The 15,348-nt window shown below is 54.9% G+C and carries 13 protein-coding genes; 4 read left to right on the top strand and 9 right to left on the bottom strand.

Going from position 1 to position 15,348, the window contains the following annotated elements:
- Position 1 precedes the first annotated feature (1 nt).
- Both VHE34_RS02685 and VHE34_RS02680 read left to right on the top strand, forming a co-directional pair.
- The gene (locus VHE34_RS02685) at positions 2-223 is read left to right on the top strand and encodes a DUF4266 domain-containing protein (protein ID WP_325584303.1); all 222 of its coding nucleotides are present in this window, start codon (positions 2-4) and stop codon (positions 221-223) included.
- 6 nt (positions 224-229) lie between these two features.
- Entirely contained in the window at positions 230-1,438 is a 1,209-nt protein-coding gene (locus VHE34_RS02680; protein ID WP_325584301.1) for a DUF3570 domain-containing protein, read from the top strand.
- Between the two features lie 3 nt (positions 1,439-1,441).
- On the opposite strand, the gene VHE34_RS02675 is transcribed toward VHE34_RS02680, so the two are convergent.
- The 9 genes from VHE34_RS02675 to VHE34_RS02635 form a co-directional block, all read right to left on the bottom strand.
- The gene (locus VHE34_RS02675) at positions 1,442-3,790 is read right to left on the bottom strand and encodes an ABC transporter permease (protein WP_325584299.1); all 2,349 of its coding nucleotides are present in this window, start codon (positions 3,788-3,790) and stop codon (positions 1,442-1,444) included.
- An 86-nt stretch (positions 3,791-3,876) separates the two neighbouring features.
- Positions 3,877-5,178, bottom strand: a complete 1,302-nt coding sequence (locus VHE34_RS02670) for a RagB/SusD family nutrient uptake outer membrane protein (RefSeq protein ID WP_325584297.1) — start codon at positions 5,176-5,178, stop codon at positions 3,877-3,879.
- A gap of 18 nt (positions 5,179-5,196) precedes the next feature.
- On the bottom strand, positions 5,197-8,130 hold the full coding sequence (locus VHE34_RS02665) for a SusC/RagA family TonB-linked outer membrane protein (RefSeq protein ID WP_325584295.1): 2,934 nt from the start codon (positions 8,128-8,130) through the stop codon (positions 5,197-5,199).
- Positions 8,127-8,687: a peroxidase-related enzyme gene (locus VHE34_RS02660; RefSeq protein WP_325584293.1), complete on the bottom strand. Its 561-nt coding sequence runs from the start codon at positions 8,685-8,687 to the stop codon at positions 8,127-8,129. The genes VHE34_RS02665 and VHE34_RS02660 overlap by 4 nt, the downstream gene beginning before the upstream one ends.
- Before the next feature lie 10 nt (positions 8,688-8,697).
- Entirely contained in the window at positions 8,698-9,345 is a 648-nt protein-coding gene (locus tag VHE34_RS02655; protein WP_325584291.1) for a carboxymuconolactone decarboxylase family protein, read from the bottom strand.
- Positions 9,284-10,519: an MFS transporter gene (locus tag VHE34_RS02650; RefSeq protein WP_325584289.1), complete on the bottom strand. Its 1,236-nt coding sequence runs from the start codon at positions 10,517-10,519 to the stop codon at positions 9,284-9,286. The genes VHE34_RS02655 and VHE34_RS02650 overlap by 62 nt, the downstream gene beginning before the upstream one ends.
- Positions 10,516-11,082 (bottom strand): peroxidase-related enzyme, encoded by a 567-nt coding sequence (locus tag VHE34_RS02645; RefSeq protein WP_325584287.1) that lies wholly within the window; start codon positions 11,080-11,082, stop codon positions 10,516-10,518. The genes VHE34_RS02650 and VHE34_RS02645 overlap by 4 nt, the downstream gene beginning before the upstream one ends.
- A gap of 64 nt (positions 11,083-11,146) precedes the next feature.
- Positions 11,147-11,695, bottom strand: a complete 549-nt coding sequence (locus VHE34_RS02640) for a hypothetical protein (RefSeq protein WP_325584285.1) — start codon at positions 11,693-11,695, stop codon at positions 11,147-11,149.
- A 63-nt stretch (positions 11,696-11,758) separates the two neighbouring features.
- On the bottom strand, positions 11,759-12,976 hold the full coding sequence (locus VHE34_RS02635) for an ATP-binding protein (RefSeq protein WP_325584283.1): 1,218 nt from the start codon (positions 12,974-12,976) through the stop codon (positions 11,759-11,761).
- Positions 12,977-13,829: 853 nt separating this feature from the next.
- Between VHE34_RS02635 and VHE34_RS02630 the strand changes: the two genes are divergently transcribed.
- Together VHE34_RS02630 and VHE34_RS02625 are read left to right on the top strand one after the other, a co-directional pair.
- Positions 13,830-14,465 (top strand): NAD(P)-dependent oxidoreductase, encoded by a 636-nt coding sequence (locus tag VHE34_RS02630; protein WP_325584281.1) that lies wholly within the window; start codon positions 13,830-13,832, stop codon positions 14,463-14,465.
- A complete protein-coding gene (locus VHE34_RS02625; RefSeq protein ID WP_325584279.1) occupies positions 14,465-15,253 on the top strand; it encodes an alpha/beta hydrolase in 789 nt (262 codons plus the stop codon). The genes VHE34_RS02630 and VHE34_RS02625 overlap by 1 nt, the downstream gene beginning before the upstream one ends.
- Positions 15,254-15,348: the final 95 nt, after the last annotated feature.

Here is a 15,348-nt window from a genome sequence, read left to right as displayed (position 1 = left end):
CATGAGAAAGAAGAAGCGTTGGTTGATCCTTGTGCCCCTGTTTGCGGCTTTGCTGCCGGCCTGTGCTCCTGTAAAAGAATACCAAAAGAATCGTCTGAACGACTCCGAGATGTCGCTTTCCAGCCGGAAGGTAGAGAAGAACGAATTGAATTTCCAATCCTACCGGGAAGGGTCTTCCGGCGCCAACGGTGGGAAGACCGGCGGAGGGTGTGGGTGTAATTAATCTATTATGAAGAGGATTTGTCTGACCGTTATCGGGTTGTTCCTTTTGTTCGTGCAAAGCTTTTCGCAAACCGCGCCGGATACGTCCACGTATAAACCCAGGAAGCTGACCTTTGACGAGGCCAATCTCGTGTCGAGCTACTATATCCAGAACGGGGATCATTCGGCGATCCGCGGGGGGATCGGGTCGGAGCATGTGACCGATCTTGCCAATGGGATCGAATTGAAGTTCGTTGGTTGGGACGCGAAGCTGCGGAAGAATTCGCTTACCGCGGGGATGGGTGTGGATCATCATACGGCGGCGTCGCAGGCCTGGATCTCGAAGACGGGGGCATCGCGGCGTACGGATGGGATGCGGCTGTATCCCAGCCTGGACTGGTCGAGGGAGAATGAAACGAAGGGGAGCACGATCGGGGGCGGGTTGTATTATAGTAATGAGTTCAACTACCAGTCGGCCGGTGTGAATGCTTCGGTGAGTCAAAAGACGAAAAACAATGGCGAGTTCGGCGTAAAGGTCAGCGCCTATATCGACCAGGTGAAGCTGATCTTTCCTTCGGAGTTTGAGCCGGCGGGGGCCTATACGACCCGGGGCAATGGGGAAGAGCGGCATCCGGATTATGCTTCCAGCGGGCGGCAGACGTATACGGCTTCGTTCTCTTTTACGCAGGTGATCAATAAGCGGGTGCAGGGTGCGCTGTTGCTGGACCTGGTGGATCAGCAGGGGTATCTTGGGCTACCCTTTCATCGGGTTTACTTTACAAACGGCGTGGATTCGGTGGAGAGGCTGCCCGGTCACCGGTTCAAGCTGCCGGTGGGATTACGATTGAATTATTTCCTCGGGGACAATGTCATATTGCGGGGATATTACCGGTACTATACCGATTCCTGGGGATTGCATTCGCATACGGCTTCTTTGGAAGCTACGCTCAAAGTGACGCCGTTCTTTTCGCTGACGCCTTTTTACCGGTATTATATGCAAACCGCGGCCGATTATTTTGCGCCGTATGCGACGCATGTGATCGCGGACACCTATTATACGAGCAACTATGCGTTGGCGGGTTTTACGAGCCATTACTTTGGTGGAGGTTTGCGGCTGGCGCCGCCGAAAGGCATCTTTGACAAGCATTGGAGGATGCTGGAGATCCGGTATGGGCATTATACGCAGACGACGGACCTGGTGTCGGATGTCATTTCGTTGAATTTGCAGTTCAAATAGGGTTTATTCCACGCGGAGGGTTTCCGTGAGATTTACCGATGTTGCTTTTACGGCCTTCCCGCCGACGATGGTTATCGCCAGGGTCAATGCGCAGAGCGGCGCGGCGATGAAGATTTCCGGGTGGAGGCCGGTGCGATAGGCGAATCCTTGCAGCCAGTTGTGCATGGTCCAGGCGCCGGCGGGTAAGGCGATGGTGATCGCGATCGCTATGGCGAGGCCATAGTCCTTTAATAAGAGTCCTGCGAGGTGGATCGTCCGGGCGCCGAGAACCCGGCGGATACCGAGTTCGCGGGTGCGTTGTTCCGTTGCGGAGGTCACCAACCCAATCATACCTATGGCCGCGATGACTAAGGCAAGAATGGAAAAGACGGTGAAGAGTGAGCCGGTCCGTTGATCAGCCGCGTACAGCCGGTTGAAATCTTCGTCGAGGAAGGAGTAGGCGAAGGGATAGCCATTTGCCATGGCTTCATATTTTTTGCGGATCAATTGCAGGGTTCCAGCTATATTTTGGGGGGACAGGCGATAGGTGACGGCGCTGCCGTCGCGGGCGAGTCTTAGAACGACCGGCTCGATGGGATTGTGTAATGAACCGGTATTGAAGTCTTTTACAACGCCAATGATGCGGTAGCCGATCGAATCGCGGAAGGAATAGAGCCGTTCCTGCAGCGGGTGGGTGTAGCCGAGGTACCGGGCGGCCGTTTCATTGATGAGGATGCAGCCCGAATCGGTCGACAGCTGCGGCGAGAAATTCCGGCCGGCCGCGAGATGCATGTCGAGCGTCGGCAGATAGTCCGCGTCGACCTGCCAGTCCTCCAGCAGGACCGTCGATGTCAGGGAGCCATCCGGAAATTTGAGAAAGCCGCGGTACACGATCTTTTTATCGGGCCGGAAACCGGATACTGTCGCGTTAATTACGCCTGGCAATTTTCTTGTTTCATTGGCGAAGGACCAAACCTGATCTCCCAGCGAGCGGGTGTCCTTTATCGTCACCACCTGTTGGCGGGTATAACCGAGGTTGCGGTGGCGGACATAGGATAGTTGGGATTCGATCACTCCAGTACCGATGATCAGCATTATAGCGACGCCGAATTGGAAAACGAGCAGGATGGTTCGCAGTGTGCCTTTTTGGATGCCTGCTGCCGGCTGATTTCTAAGGATTGTCAGGGGATCGACCCGGGAGAGCGTCCATGCCGGCCCCATGCCGGCGATGAAGCCGGCCAGCGTTGTTCCCAATATTACCGCGGGGATGGTCCATGGGGTCAGGAGACTTGAACGGGTAAAGGATTTACCGGCGAACTGGTTGAATACCGGGAGGAGCAGCACCACGAGACCGATCGCGATGACCATGGCGATTGCGGCCAGCCCCGTGGATTCCTTTAGAAATCGTACGATCAGCCGCCGCCGGCCGGAGCCGAGAATCTTTCTGACCCCGACGGCCTTCAGGCGACGCAGGTTCCGGGCCGTGGACAGCAGGACAAAATTGATGATCGCTACTATTAGGATGAGGGCGCCGACCGTTGTAAAAAGGACGACGTACCGGATATCTCCATTGGCTTCGAACTCCTGGCCCAGGTTGGAATGAAGATGGATGCGGGTCAGCGGCATCGAATAAAACCGGAAATAATCGCCTTTTTGCCGCAGATCGGCGACGGTGTTGTGCATTTCATTTTGCACTTGCGGATAGACGTACTTTTTGACGGTCTGTTCGAGCATCCGGTCGATCTCCGCCGTTGGGGTTCCGGGGCGGACCAGGATGTAGGTGGGGGAGAAGAAGTTGGTCCAATCCTGCCTGGTGTTTTGGAGCGATCGAATCAATTGAAAGTGGAAATGTGACTGGGCGGGTATATCGCGGATCACCCCCGTGATTTTGCACAAGACGGTATCGTCGTCAATCCGCAGTGTGCGGCCGATGACGTCCGTGGTATTGAAATAGCGTTTTGCGGCGGTAGCCGAAAGCACGACGGTGTTTGGCGCAGCGAGCGCGGTCCGGGGGTCGCCGGCTACCATCGGGAGCGTAAAAACGGCAAAAAGCGTGGAGTCGGCTCTTACCGCGCCGGACTGGGGGAATACCTGATGTTCTACCTGGACCGTTATGTCCCGCTTGTAGGAGCGGATGCGGACGGCGTTTTCGATGGCCGGGAAATCGCGGACCAGGGCGGCCGCCATGGGCGACGGGGTTACGACGTCATTGAGGCTGTTGCCGTTGACGTGGAAATCGGCGACGACGCGGAAGATGCGGTCGGCTTTTGTGTTGTAGCGATCGTATCCGAGTTCATCGGCGACGAAGAGGCCGATGAAAATACAGGTGGCGAGGCCGAGGGCCAAGCCAACGATTTGGAGATTCCTGATCATTTTCGCGGGATGCGAAATTGAGGAAATTCCATAAAAAAAGATCCCGCCGCTGGCGCGGCGGGATCTGCTTCTTATCGGCAGGACACTTATTGTTCGGAGACGGGGATCGGGAACCCGGTCCAGACGTCGTCGCCGGCGCGATCGATGGGGAGTTGGGAGAGGAGGCCGTAACGGCGGAGGTCGATCCACCGGTGGCCTTCGCAGAATAACGAGAAACGTCGTTGCGTCAGCATTTCGGTGAGCAGGGCCGTTTTCGTCACTGCCCCGGCATAAGGCGTGAGGTTGTGGGCCACGCGGATGGCATTGAGCGCGATGATGGCATCGGGGAAATCGTTCAGCTGGATATTGGCTTCCGCATAGATGAGGATCAGCTCTTCATTCCGGATGATGGGAATGGGCATGGTGCTGGTGGTGTATACCCAGATATCGCGGTTGCTCGAAAGGCCGTTGAGCGACGCAGTCCCGTTGCTGCGAAGGGTGGCCTTGCCGATGCGGTCGTCGGTGGGGCTAATATCCGTGGCGTAGGAGGGATGGGCTAGGCGTACTTCCCCTGTCTGGTTCTGGGGGATGAAGAATGTGTTCAGTTGGTCGCCGCTGCCGGTGCCGAAGACATGGTACACACCTGTTGTGAGGCCGGATTGCAGACCGAAGAAACTCTGGTTGAGATCGGCGAGGGCCGAGGCCCAGTTCTGGCGATAGACATCGACGCGTGCCGCCAGGGCACGGTTGAATTTCAAAAGACCGGGGGCATCGCTGAAGTTGCCGAAGCCTGCGAGGGTGAAGGCGACGGTGGCCGAGCCGAGGTCCGTCTTTGCAGAGTCGAGCAGGGCCGAGATAGCTTTCAATGCGTCTGCCGGGGCGACGAGCGGGCCGAGGTGATCGGGATCGGCCACGTCGATGCGGACCCCGTTGCTGTCCGTGAGATTGAGCAGGAGGAGCAGCTGGTAGGCCTTTATCGTCCGGGCGAAGCCGAGATAGCCGGAGCGCTGGGCGGCGGTGATCGATTTGGAATTAGTAGCGGCCTGGGTAAGGACATTGCAGTTCTTTATCACCTGATATCGTGAGGCCCAGGGGTTCGTGATATAGAAGTTGCTGTTGCTCAGCGTGGCTGCATTGGCGCCGAGCAGATCGGTGACATAGCGGGGTTCGGAAGTGGAGAAATGATACATTTCGCGGCCGATGATGCCGACGTCGTCGAGATAGAGAGCGAGGCTGGTCCGCATGCCGGACTCGGTTCCGCTGACGAGGTTGTTGAGCTCGCCCTGGGTGGCGTTGGCGGTGAAATCTTCGACGGTGGCGTTGTTGAGGTCACCAAAATCTTTCTTGCAGGAGCTGATAAGGAGCACCAGGGCTATTACCGGCCATCCTGAGCTTATATTTTTCTTCATAATTTTTCTTTTCCGGGTTTAAAAATCGAATGCGAGATGGAAGTCGGCGCGTTTGCTGGCGGGGTAAGGGTCTACGTCGACGCCCGTGGAGAAGCCGGTCCCGAAGTTGGAGACTTCCGGATCGTAGGCTTTGTATTTTGTAGCGGTCCAATAGTTGTTGGCCGAAACCCCGATGCGGATGCCTTTGATGTAGCTGATGGGGGAGCGCTTGATGGAGTAGTAGAGGCCGATCTCTCTTAATCGCAGATAGCTCGCGGTTTGGACGAATTCCGCGGCGCTGGTGCCTACCTGCATGATTCGGAAGATGCCGTCCGGGACGCCGAGCTTGTTGGTGACCTTGTCGTAGTCGGCGCTGGTGCCGCCGAAGTCATTCTCCAGGCTGGTGAGGTTGACGTTCTGGCCGCCATTCTTCCAATGGAGGAGGAAGCGCAGGCTCCAGCGATCGTTCAAGGTAACCTCGTTGTAAGAGCTCATCTGGAATTTTGGTTCCGCGTCGCCGAGCTGTCCGACCCCCGTGCCGTTCAAACCGAGGATTTGTGTGGCAGACTTGCCCTGTTGGATCTGGAAGGAGCCGAGGACATAGCCGAAGGAACCCTGCGGGACGGAGGGGATATTGAGTGCGGTCACCTTGCTGCGGTTGAGCCAGAAATTGAGCGAGGTGGTCCACTTGACGGCGCGGGTGCTTACCGGGCGGGCGTTCAGGCCCAGTTCGACCCCCTGGTTGCGGAGGTTACCGGCATTCACCCATTTTGTCGTGAAGCCCGAAGAAGCCTGGAGTGCGCTTTGCATCAGGAAATCATTGATCGTCTTGTGATAGTATGTCAGCACGAAGCCGAGGCGATCGTGCAGGACGCTGAAGTCGATCCCTGTTTCGAATTCCTGCTGACGTTCGGGCTTGATGTCCGCCTGGCCTTCCTGCGGGAGGACGATGACGCCGGGGTTACCGGTGATATTGGAGATCGCCAGCGCGGTGAACTTACTGCCATAGGCGGGCACGTTATTGGCTTGGCCGTAGGCGGCCCTCAACTTGAGGTTGGAGAAGAAGCCATCCCCTACGATGCCGGCTTTTGTGAGGTTCCAGGAGATGCCGCCTTTGGGATAGGTGTAGAATTTGGCGACGTCGCCGTTGTTCGAGCTTCGGTCGAACCGCACCCCTGCCGTCAGTGTGAGGGCGTCGTTGATGTTTGCTTCCTCTTGTACGAAGACCCCTTCGTTCTGGTACTTCGTGCGCAGTTGGGTCGCGTTGAGGGCGCCGGCCTGGTCGACGTTGGACTGGCCGGAGATGAGCTGGGTGGCGACGTTGAGCAGATTGTAATAATCGCCTGTTTCCTGGGTGAAGCCTGCCGAGGTCGTGAGCGAGAGCCGGTCGGAGGGGGTGAGCGTGTTGACCAGGGATACGGTATAATTGGTGTTCAGGTTATGTGTGTTCCCCTGGATCGAAGTGCCTTTGTTCACTGCCTGGAACTGGAGTTCCGCAGGGAAGAGGGCGGTGGTGGCCAGGTCATAGAAGTCGATGCCGCCGATGGCGACAAGGCGGGTGAGGCTTTTGCCGGACTTCTGCAGTTGTGCGTCGAAGTTGAGGCCCGTTATGAGGCGGTTGACCGATTCGTTGTTCTTCATCAGTGCGATCGTCTGCAGGGGGTTGGAGGAAGCGAAGGGGTTGTTTGGATAGATGCCGCTCACGTCCGGGTGAAGCTGGGCGAAGGAGGGCGTCGATGAAAGGGCGATCCCGACGGAGACTCCGGCGTTGTCATTGCCTTGCAGGCCGCGGTCGGCGGAGGAGTTGATATAGGTCGTGTTCATCCCGATACGGATATTGTCCGTGAGGTGGTGATCGACGTTGAGGCGGAGGCTGCTGTTGCGATAACCGGTGTTCTTCACTATTCCTTGCTCGTCCTTTTGTGCGGCCGACATATAGACGCTTGTCTTTGCCGTTCCGCCGCTTGCGGAGAATACCGTGTTACGGGCGAAGCCTGTGTTGCCATAAATTTCTTTTTCATAGTCGTAGATATGTCCTGCGGATTGGGCGTCGAGGAACTGCTGACGTAGCGCGGCGCTTTGCGTCGGGTCGCTGGAGAGGCTGGCGGCTTTGTCCGCATCGAACTGGCGAACACCGAGGAGCTTGCGGACCTTGATGAATCCGAGATCCTGGGAGGCCGTGACCTTTGTGCGGCCTTCGCGGCCTTTTTTGGTGGTGATGACGATCACACCGCCCGCGGCGCGGGATCCGTATACGGCGGCTGCCGAGGCGCCTTTGAGGATCTCAATGTTTTCGATGTCTTCGGCGCGTAGGTCGGCGATGCGGCTGGAGGGGTTATCCTGGGTGCTGGTGGGGGCGCCGCCGGATGCGGCACCGGTGATGGCGTTGAGACCGGCGGAGGTGGAGGTGTTATCGACGTAGACTCCGTCGATGACATAAAGCGGTTGCGTATTGCCATATACCGAGGTGACGCCGCGTAATTTGACACTGATGCCACCACCGGGGGAACCCGAGTTGGCGTTTATATAGGCGCCGGTGACCTTGCCTTCGAGGGCGCCGTCGAATGTCTGTGCCGGGGCTACGCCGTTCAGTTCGCGGGCGCTGATCGTCGAGACGGCGTTGGCGAGGTTTCTGCGTTTGATGGTTGTGGCCAGGCCAGTGACGACCACTTCATCGAGGTGGGTGATATCTTCTTCGAGGCTGATCTTCAGTTCGGCGTTGTTGGCTTCGATCGTTTGGGATTTGAAGCCTGCGCTGCTGATGGTGAGCTTTGCGCCTGCGGGGACCGAGAGCCTGAATTTTCCTTCGACGTCGCTGGAGGTGCCTTTGGCGGTTGACTGAACGACGATGCTGGCGCCGGCGATTGGGTTACCGGCGGGGTCCGTGATGGTGCCGGTAACGGCATTTTGGGCTAAAAGAATTTGCGGCAGGACCACTGCCAGACCTGCTAAAAGGCGATATAAGTTTCTCATACGTTTGTTTTGGTGGTGTATATATGTTTTCCATACCCGCGTGCGGCTACCTGGCGGGCTCTTTGTTCATAGGTGGTCAAGTCGGTGGGTGTGTTTGCCGCGAGGCCGTCGACGTAGCGGTTGAACATGCAGAAGGCCGCGGCGATGAGCACGGTGTCTTGGATGTCGCGGTCGGTGGCACCCGCTTCGCGGGCTCGTTCGATGTCTCTGGCTTCGACTGATTTACCGCTTTTTTGGACCTTACCTGCGATAGCGAGTAGCGCCTTGAGCTTGTCGCTGACCGGGGCGCTTTGCGGATCTTTCCTGACGGCGTCGACGGTTTGCATATCGCCGTCGAGATAGATGCAGGCGATGGCCCCGTGGGAGTTGTGGCAATAGAAACAGTCGTTCAGATAAGAGACGTGCGTGGCGATGAGCTCCCGTTCGGCGGGGGTGAGGCCTTCGGTATCCTTGAGGAGGATGTTGGCGAGTTCACCGAGGGGTTCGGCGGTTTCCGGGCGGAAGTTGAGTAGGCCGCGGATGCCTGCGAGTTCGTTGTTTACTGCGATGTGAGGCATGGTTAATTTTTTATTTATAGAGATCGTAATCGATATAGCCTTCGGCGGCCCTGCGCGGGGCCCGGTCGATGTAGAACTGCCGGTCTTCGGGGGCCCAGGTGGCGAGGCCGTCGACGTAGCGGTTGTACATACAAAAGGCGGCGGCGATGAGTACGGTGTCGTGGATCTCGCGGTCGGTGGCGCCTTCGCTTCTTGCCTTTGCGATCATTGCTTCGGTGACGTTCTTCCCGCCTTTTTGGACGGCGGCTGCGATGGGCAGCAGGGCTTTTAGCTTTGGGCTGATCGGACCGGTCTCCGGATGGAGCTTGATCGCGTCGAGCGTGGGCATGTCGCATTCGAGATAGTGCTGCGCCAGGCTGCCGTGAACGTTCTGGCAGAAGAAGCAGTCGTTGAGATAAGACGTATACGTAGCGATCAGCTCGCGTTCGCCGCGGGAGAGCGTGTTGTCGTCGTCACGAAGAAGGACTTCCGCCAGTTCGTTGAGCGGGCGGGCCGTTTCGGGACTATAGGCCATCGGCCCGCGGATACCCGGCAGGTTGTTGCCCAATTCGATGTGAGCGGAAAATTTTGGGGAAGGTAATTTCCCGCCCCCATCGTCATGATGTCTGTCCACGTTCGTGGACTGACCGGATTCCATCCGGTCTGGGATATGTGCCATGATTTGAATAGTAGGTGGTTGCAAAACCGATTATGAAAATGAAGGAAAAGATGAATATCGCGTTGCCGTAGCCGCCGAGGGCGCTGACCAGGGCGCCGACGAAGAATACGGCGGTGGCGGTGAAGAGGCGGCCGACGTTGAAGCAGAAGCCGGTGGCTGCCGCGCGGATCGACGGGGGGAACAGTTCGGGGATATAGGCCGAGAGGGCTCCCTGGCTGATGCCGAAGAAAAGGGCCAGCACGGCTGTCTCGGGGTAGGCGATACCGCTGAAGGCGTGGTTGCCTTTGAAGAGCAGGGAGGCCATTATGAAGCAGACCGAGAAGCAGAGCAGCATGGTCCGGCGGACGCCGAGGGCGTGCATGATCCAGCCCGAGGCGAATCCTCCGAGTAGTCCGCCGCCGCCCATGAGCATCATGCTGAGGCCGCGGTCCTGGTGGGCGTCGGTGTTGACCGAGACGCTTTGGACCCAGCTGGGGAGCCAGTCGAAGATGGCCCACATGCCGATGAGCATGGTGCCGAAGATGACTGAGCCACGCCAGAGGTTGGAGCGGTATTGCGGGGAGAGGAAGTTGCCGCTGCTTGCGGGGGTGTTTTTTGCGGCTGCGTTTACTTCGGCGGCGCTGCCGGCGCGGGAGATGAGGGCGATGACCCCAATGGCCAGCGGGAGGCTGCCGACGAGGAAGGCCTGGCGCCAGACGGGCAGCAGGAAGTTGATCAGGCCTGCCGAGAAGATGCCGAGGGGGATCGAGATCGACAGGATACCTAATGCCACGGCCCGGGGTTTGCCGGTCCAGAGCTCGGAGACCAGGATCGTCGTCGTTACCAGGACGCCGCCTACGCCGAAGCCGGAGCAAAAGCGGCAGACTGTGATCGTCCACCAGGAGGGTGCGGCTGCGGTGAGGACGGTGAAGAGCCCGTACCAGAGGGTGGCGAAGGCCATCGAGCGCATCCTGCCGAGGCGGTCGCAGACGATGCCCCAGAAGACGCCGCCGAACATCCAGCCAAAGATGAAGATCGAGTTGATGGTCGCCCCTACCCTATTGATCTCTTCTGGTGGAAGCTTGCCCTGGAGATCGCCTACCACTACCGGTAGGAACACGGACATCAGGGTCATTATGATGCCGCCTACCATACTGCTGAAAAAGCAGAGGAGGAAGATACCGGTCTTTTTCATGCTTCATGTTTTAGGTGATCATAGCCTTGTGGCAGCCGGTTGTACCCATGATGCGTGGTCCGCTCGCCGAGTCCTTCATAAAATTTCGGGTCGGTTGGCGTGATGGTGGCCAGGCCATCGACATACCGGTTATAAAGGCTGAACAGGGAGGCGATGAGCACGGTGTCGTGGATCTCGCGGTCGGTGGCGCCGTTGCTTTTTGCCCTTTCGACCATTTCAGCGGTGACATTCTTGCCGCTGGCCTGTACCGCGGCGGCGATGGTCAGGAGGGTCTTCATTTTGTTGCTTACGGGGGCCTGGCCGATATCTTCCTTGACCGCATCGGCGGTGTGGGTGTCGCCCAGCAGGATATTGGCGGCGGCGGTATGGGCGGCGGTGCAGAAACGACAGTAGTTGCGCGAGGAGACAACGGTGGCGATGAGTTCGCGTTCGCCTTCGGTGAGTGTAGATTCGCCTCTTAATAGAATTTGCGTCAGCTCGCGGATAGGCTTTGCGCTATCGCGGCGATATTCGAGCAGCCCGGTGATGCCCGGGAGATGCTCTTCCAGTGGAATGTACGGCATGTTTGAAAGTTGATAGAATGCAACGATGGCCTTCGATGGCGAAGGCGTTTTGGATCGATCGGGATCAGGCGTTGCTATCCGGGGGGTGTTCCGCGGGAGACCGGGAATCTTTTGTGAGGCGCAGAATGTATACAGAATTGTGTGAAACGGGGATCGTTGGGGCGTTACGGGCCGTGTACTTTTCCGGCAGCTCGTATGGATCCCCGAAGAAATTTGTTTTGATCCCCTTCTGGTCCTTTTGCCGGGAGCCGAGGGAGTTCACGAGGGAATAGTAATCATTCTGGCTGTTGCGCAGGCTGAGGGTCTGTTGGTTGGGAAGGCACAGGTATTCGGCGGAGTCGTTGACGATACGGCGGGCCACATATTGGTAGGGGACGCCATTGACGTCGATCCGGCCGCTGATGCGTTCGAATTCGTTCTGTTGGGTGTAATAAGAAAGATGGGTGGTGGGGATCCTGAGATGGAGCAACTGGTCGGGCAGATATTGGTCTTTGTCAATCTTTGCTTCGAGCCGGCGGATGGCCTGGTCCTGCAGGTAGGCGTGCAGGGCGCGGTATCCGACCCAGTTGAAGAGGAGGAGACCCCAGAGCAATATGGCAGCTAGTTTACGCAATCGGGGTCAAATTACGGAAAAATTCGGTGATAAAAATTTCGGGGTCGATTTTCGGGGCTCGAGTTACTTCGCGAAATCCAACCTTCGGAAAAAATCCTCATTAAAGGGATGCGCCCAAACGAAGTGTAGAGGAATGGCCGGATAGGCTTCTTTGAACTTCTTGTACTTCGACGTCTTGATCAGCGTCTCATCGTACTTAGCCTCGATGGCAATTGGTGATTCGGTCTCGGGTAATACGAAGTCCACCTCATTGCCGTCGGCTGTGCGCCAGTAATATACTGAATCCAGACCCCATCGATCGATCAGGGTTCTAAAGCAGGCTGTCTCCCAAAGTTCTCCTTTGTCTGGTCTGTCCGAAACGGATTGAAAATTATTTAGCAAACTATTGCGCAACCCTGTATCCAGCAGGAAGCCTTTTGGCATCTTAGTCAGTTCCTTCCTAAGGTTGCGAAAAAAAGGCTTCACGAGTGCCAGGTGAAAGCATTTCTGAAGTATACGGAGGTAGTTGCTCACCGTATCGCTTTTGATTCGAAGCGTGGTCGACAATTCGTGCGCATTTACTAAACAGCCGCTTTGATCAGCCATGAGCCGGAACAAATGAAAAAAGGCCGTTTCGTTTTGTACGCCGGATTCCAGAATGTCCCTTTTTACAAATGAATCTCTTATCTCCTTCAACCTTTCAATTTTCTCCTTTCGGTCGGGTTCCGTAATAACGGCGGGGTAACCCCCGTAGATCATAAATGAATCCCATTCCTGCCGCAAATATTCAATCTGTGTGGTTCTCGCATCTTTATTTGCCAATACCCGTTGCAGTTCTACCAGTAAAGAGTCCTTGTCTGAAAGCCTCAGATACTCATCAAAAGAACAGGTTAGCAGTTGGAACACCCTTTTTCTGCCAGCCAAAGAATCTTTGAAATGACCGTCTATATAGAAAGCGCTGCTTCCGGTTGCGATGATCTTCACTCGACCGGCTTGTTCATCGTACAACAGCTTCAGAAAATTGGAAGGATCCTTTAGATACTGAACCTCATCCAAAAGGACGACCACCCTTTCTTCTACTTTTGGTAAGTAATTCAAAAGATTGAATGGGTGTTCATCCAGTACGGTAAGGATATCCCTGTTTTCCAAGTTCAGAAAGACAGCAGGTTTTGAGAGTTCTTTGCAATGGGCTTCCAGTTGCCGGAGCAGAGTTGATTTCCCGGTTTGCCGGGCACCGGTCAGAATGGAGAATTCTTTCTTATCCAAATGGGTTACAAGTGGCTGAAATAGGTTCCTTTGCATCTTTTTTGCAAATATCGGATAATATTTACTATATATAGTATAAAATATCCGATAATTTTACCTATCTTATGGAAAAATATCGCCTTTTTTGGTTTATGCATTCAGGAAATGCGCTGGCGACGGTCTACCAAAGGGTGCAGGCCAATTTGCTAATTTTGTACCCAATAGCGCGTCTCCGACTATAGTACAATGAAAGAAGCCATTAACAGCTATTTGAATTCCGTCAGGGTACTTTGCCCCAACGTGACGACCGCAGAATTGAACTACCTGATAAACGGCCTGACGGTTTCCAATCTGAAACCGAAACATTTTTATCTTCACGCAAACACGATTCAAAGGGAAATAGGGTTTGTATATTCCGGATTATTACGAACCTTCTACATTGACGATAAGGGAAATCAAATATCCGTGAATTTCCCCCGGGAAAACCAGTATGCAACCCATTATCCTGCATTCATCACCCAGACCCCGAGCAAGTACTACTTTCAATGTATAGAGCCTACGACGGTTGTCAACCTTTCATACAAACATATTCAAGAGGCTTATAACAGGTTTCCCATTTTGGAGCGTTATGGAAGACTCGTAGCGGAGGAAGCGCTGAAAGTCTTACACCGGAGGATCGAGAGCTTTCTTTTTGACACTGCCGAGACCAGATACCTCAATTTCATGGAAGCAAACCCCAATTTGTTCAACAGGGTGTCTTTGTCCTATTTATCATCTTACCTTGGCATCGAGAGACAATCTTTAACCCGAATAAGAAAAAAACTCACGCATAAACCAATTTGACACTTTTGTGTCAGGGCCAGCTTCCGAAACGCGACTACTTTTGTTTTGAAAATAAATCAACATAAAAATGAAAGTAGTCATCTTCGGTGCGACGGGCTTCGCGGGAAATGCGGTCTTAAAAGAAACCTTAGCTCAAAATCACCAGGTAACCCTATTGGTCAGAAACGGGGCCTCCGTTTCAGTCAGTGATAAAAGACTTACCATCATTGAAGGCGATGTCATGGACAGAAAGAAGGTATCGGAAGTACTCGAAGGCCAGGATGCGGTCATTGAATGTCTTGGCAGTCCGAAAGGAAATCAACCCACAACCTTTGTTTCAGGCGCCATGAGGATAATCGTCTCTGAAATGGAGAGATTGCAGGTTAGCCGGCTGGTGGCGATGAGCAATATCGGAGCCGGAAACAGTATCGGTTATAACCCGTGGTATTTCACCAAATTCATTCTGCCCTACTTTATGAAGTGGTTGAAAGTGGTCATCGACGACAAGAACCGAATGGAACCGATCGTCATGAACAGCCAGCTTAATTGGACCATTGTCCGCTGTCCCAATATTGTGGCCCGACCGGCAAAAGGGAGATATCATGCCACCCTGGACGGCAAGGGGCTGAAGTTATCCATCACGTTGAGCGACATGGCCAGGTTCCTGGTCAACCAATTAACGGACGCGACTTTTTCCAAACAGGCTCCATCAATAAGCAACTAATGAATACAACAAATAAATCCGAAATAACAACCGGTATTGGGACGATCTCGGTTGATATCAAGAAGACCGGCTCCGGGAAAACACCGGTGGCTTTCTTACATGGCATCTATTTCGACCACCATCTGTGGGACAGGCATTCGGCGGAAATCAACGACCGTACCGTTGTTTCCGTAGACATGCCATTGCATGGCGCCAGCCGGAAGATCACCAAATCAGAGTGGAGTGTGAATGACTGTGCGACTATGCTGATCGAGATACTGGACGCTTTACAGATCCCAAGGGTAATTGCAATCGGGCATTCGTGGGGCAGCATGACCATTTTAAGAGCTGCACATCTACATCCTGAACGATTTGAATCCATTGGATTGTGCAACATGTCCTTTAAAGCGGCAACGAAGAAACAAAGAGCCGGCTTCCGGCTGCAACATGCGATGCTGGGGCTAAGGAATTTCTATATGGATCAGTCCGCCAAGACTTTGTTCGGGAACGGATCGTTAAAAGAAGATCCTTCTTTGACAGATCAGCTTAAACGGCCGATGAGCATTTTGTCCAACCGGCAGATCAGGCAAATCGACAAAGCTGTTATGATCGATCCGGAAGACTCCACTTCCCTGATCGAAACATTGAAAGTCGAGGCCGTTGCCCTGAGAGGTGAGGAAGACTTTGTGCCGACGCCGCCCCGCATCGAAACAATAATCGTCAAGGGCGGCCATGTCAGTCCTTTGGAGCAGCCGGCGGAGGTTTCCAATTTTATCAGCCGGCTGATCGATGGGCGCTCATTTTCTTAATCATTCAAACTAAATACGATGACAAAACAAGTTCAATAGGTCGGGCCAAAGTTTCCCGAGTTGCCGGAGATAGCGCCGATTGTGCGTTTGGAAGT

Source organism: Puia sp., from assembly GCF_035546395.1.
Taxonomy (GTDB): domain Bacteria; phylum Bacteroidota; class Bacteroidia; order Chitinophagales; family Chitinophagaceae; genus Puia.
Note: the sequence above shows the minus strand (reverse complement) of the source record. Positions and strands in the feature narration are given on the sequence as shown.

Bases quoted from the DNA above. Each gene is read 5' to 3' on its own strand.
- VHE34_RS02685 (WP_325584303.1), top strand. From the start codon at position 2: ATGAGAAAGAAGAAGCGTTGGTTGATCCTTGTGCCCCTGTTTGCGGCT.
- VHE34_RS02680 (WP_325584301.1), top strand. From the start codon at position 230: ATGAAGAGGATTTGTCTGACCGTTATCGGGTTGTTCCTTTTGTTCGTG.
- VHE34_RS02675 (WP_325584299.1), bottom strand. From the start codon at position 3,790: ATGATCAGGAATCTCCAAATCGTTGGCTTGGCCCTCGGCCTCGCCACC.
- VHE34_RS02670 (WP_325584297.1), bottom strand. From the start codon at position 5,178: ATGAAGAAAAATATAAGCTCAGGATGGCCGGTAATAGCCCTGGTGCTC.
- VHE34_RS02665 (WP_325584295.1), bottom strand. From the start codon at position 8,130: ATGAGAAACTTATATCGCCTTTTAGCAGGTCTGGCAGTGGTCCTGCCG.
- VHE34_RS02660 (WP_325584293.1), bottom strand. From the start codon at position 8,687: ATGCCTCACATCGCAGTAAACAACGAACTCGCAGGCATCCGCGGCCTA.
- VHE34_RS02655 (WP_325584291.1), bottom strand. From the start codon at position 9,345: ATGGCACATATCCCAGACCGGATGGAATCCGGTCAGTCCACGAACGTG.
- VHE34_RS02650 (WP_325584289.1), bottom strand. From the start codon at position 10,519: ATGAAAAAGACCGGTATCTTCCTCCTCTGCTTTTTCAGCAGTATGGTA.
- VHE34_RS02645 (WP_325584287.1), bottom strand. From the start codon at position 11,082: ATGCCGTACATTCCACTGGAAGAGCATCTCCCGGGCATCACCGGGCTG.
- VHE34_RS02635 (WP_325584283.1), bottom strand. From the start codon at position 12,976: ATGCAAAGGAACCTATTTCAGCCACTTGTAACCCATTTGGATAAGAAA.
- VHE34_RS02630 (WP_325584281.1), top strand. From the start codon at position 13,830: ATGAAAGTAGTCATCTTCGGTGCGACGGGCTTCGCGGGAAATGCGGTC.
- VHE34_RS02625 (WP_325584279.1), top strand. From the start codon at position 14,465: ATGAATACAACAAATAAATCCGAAATAACAACCGGTATTGGGACGATC.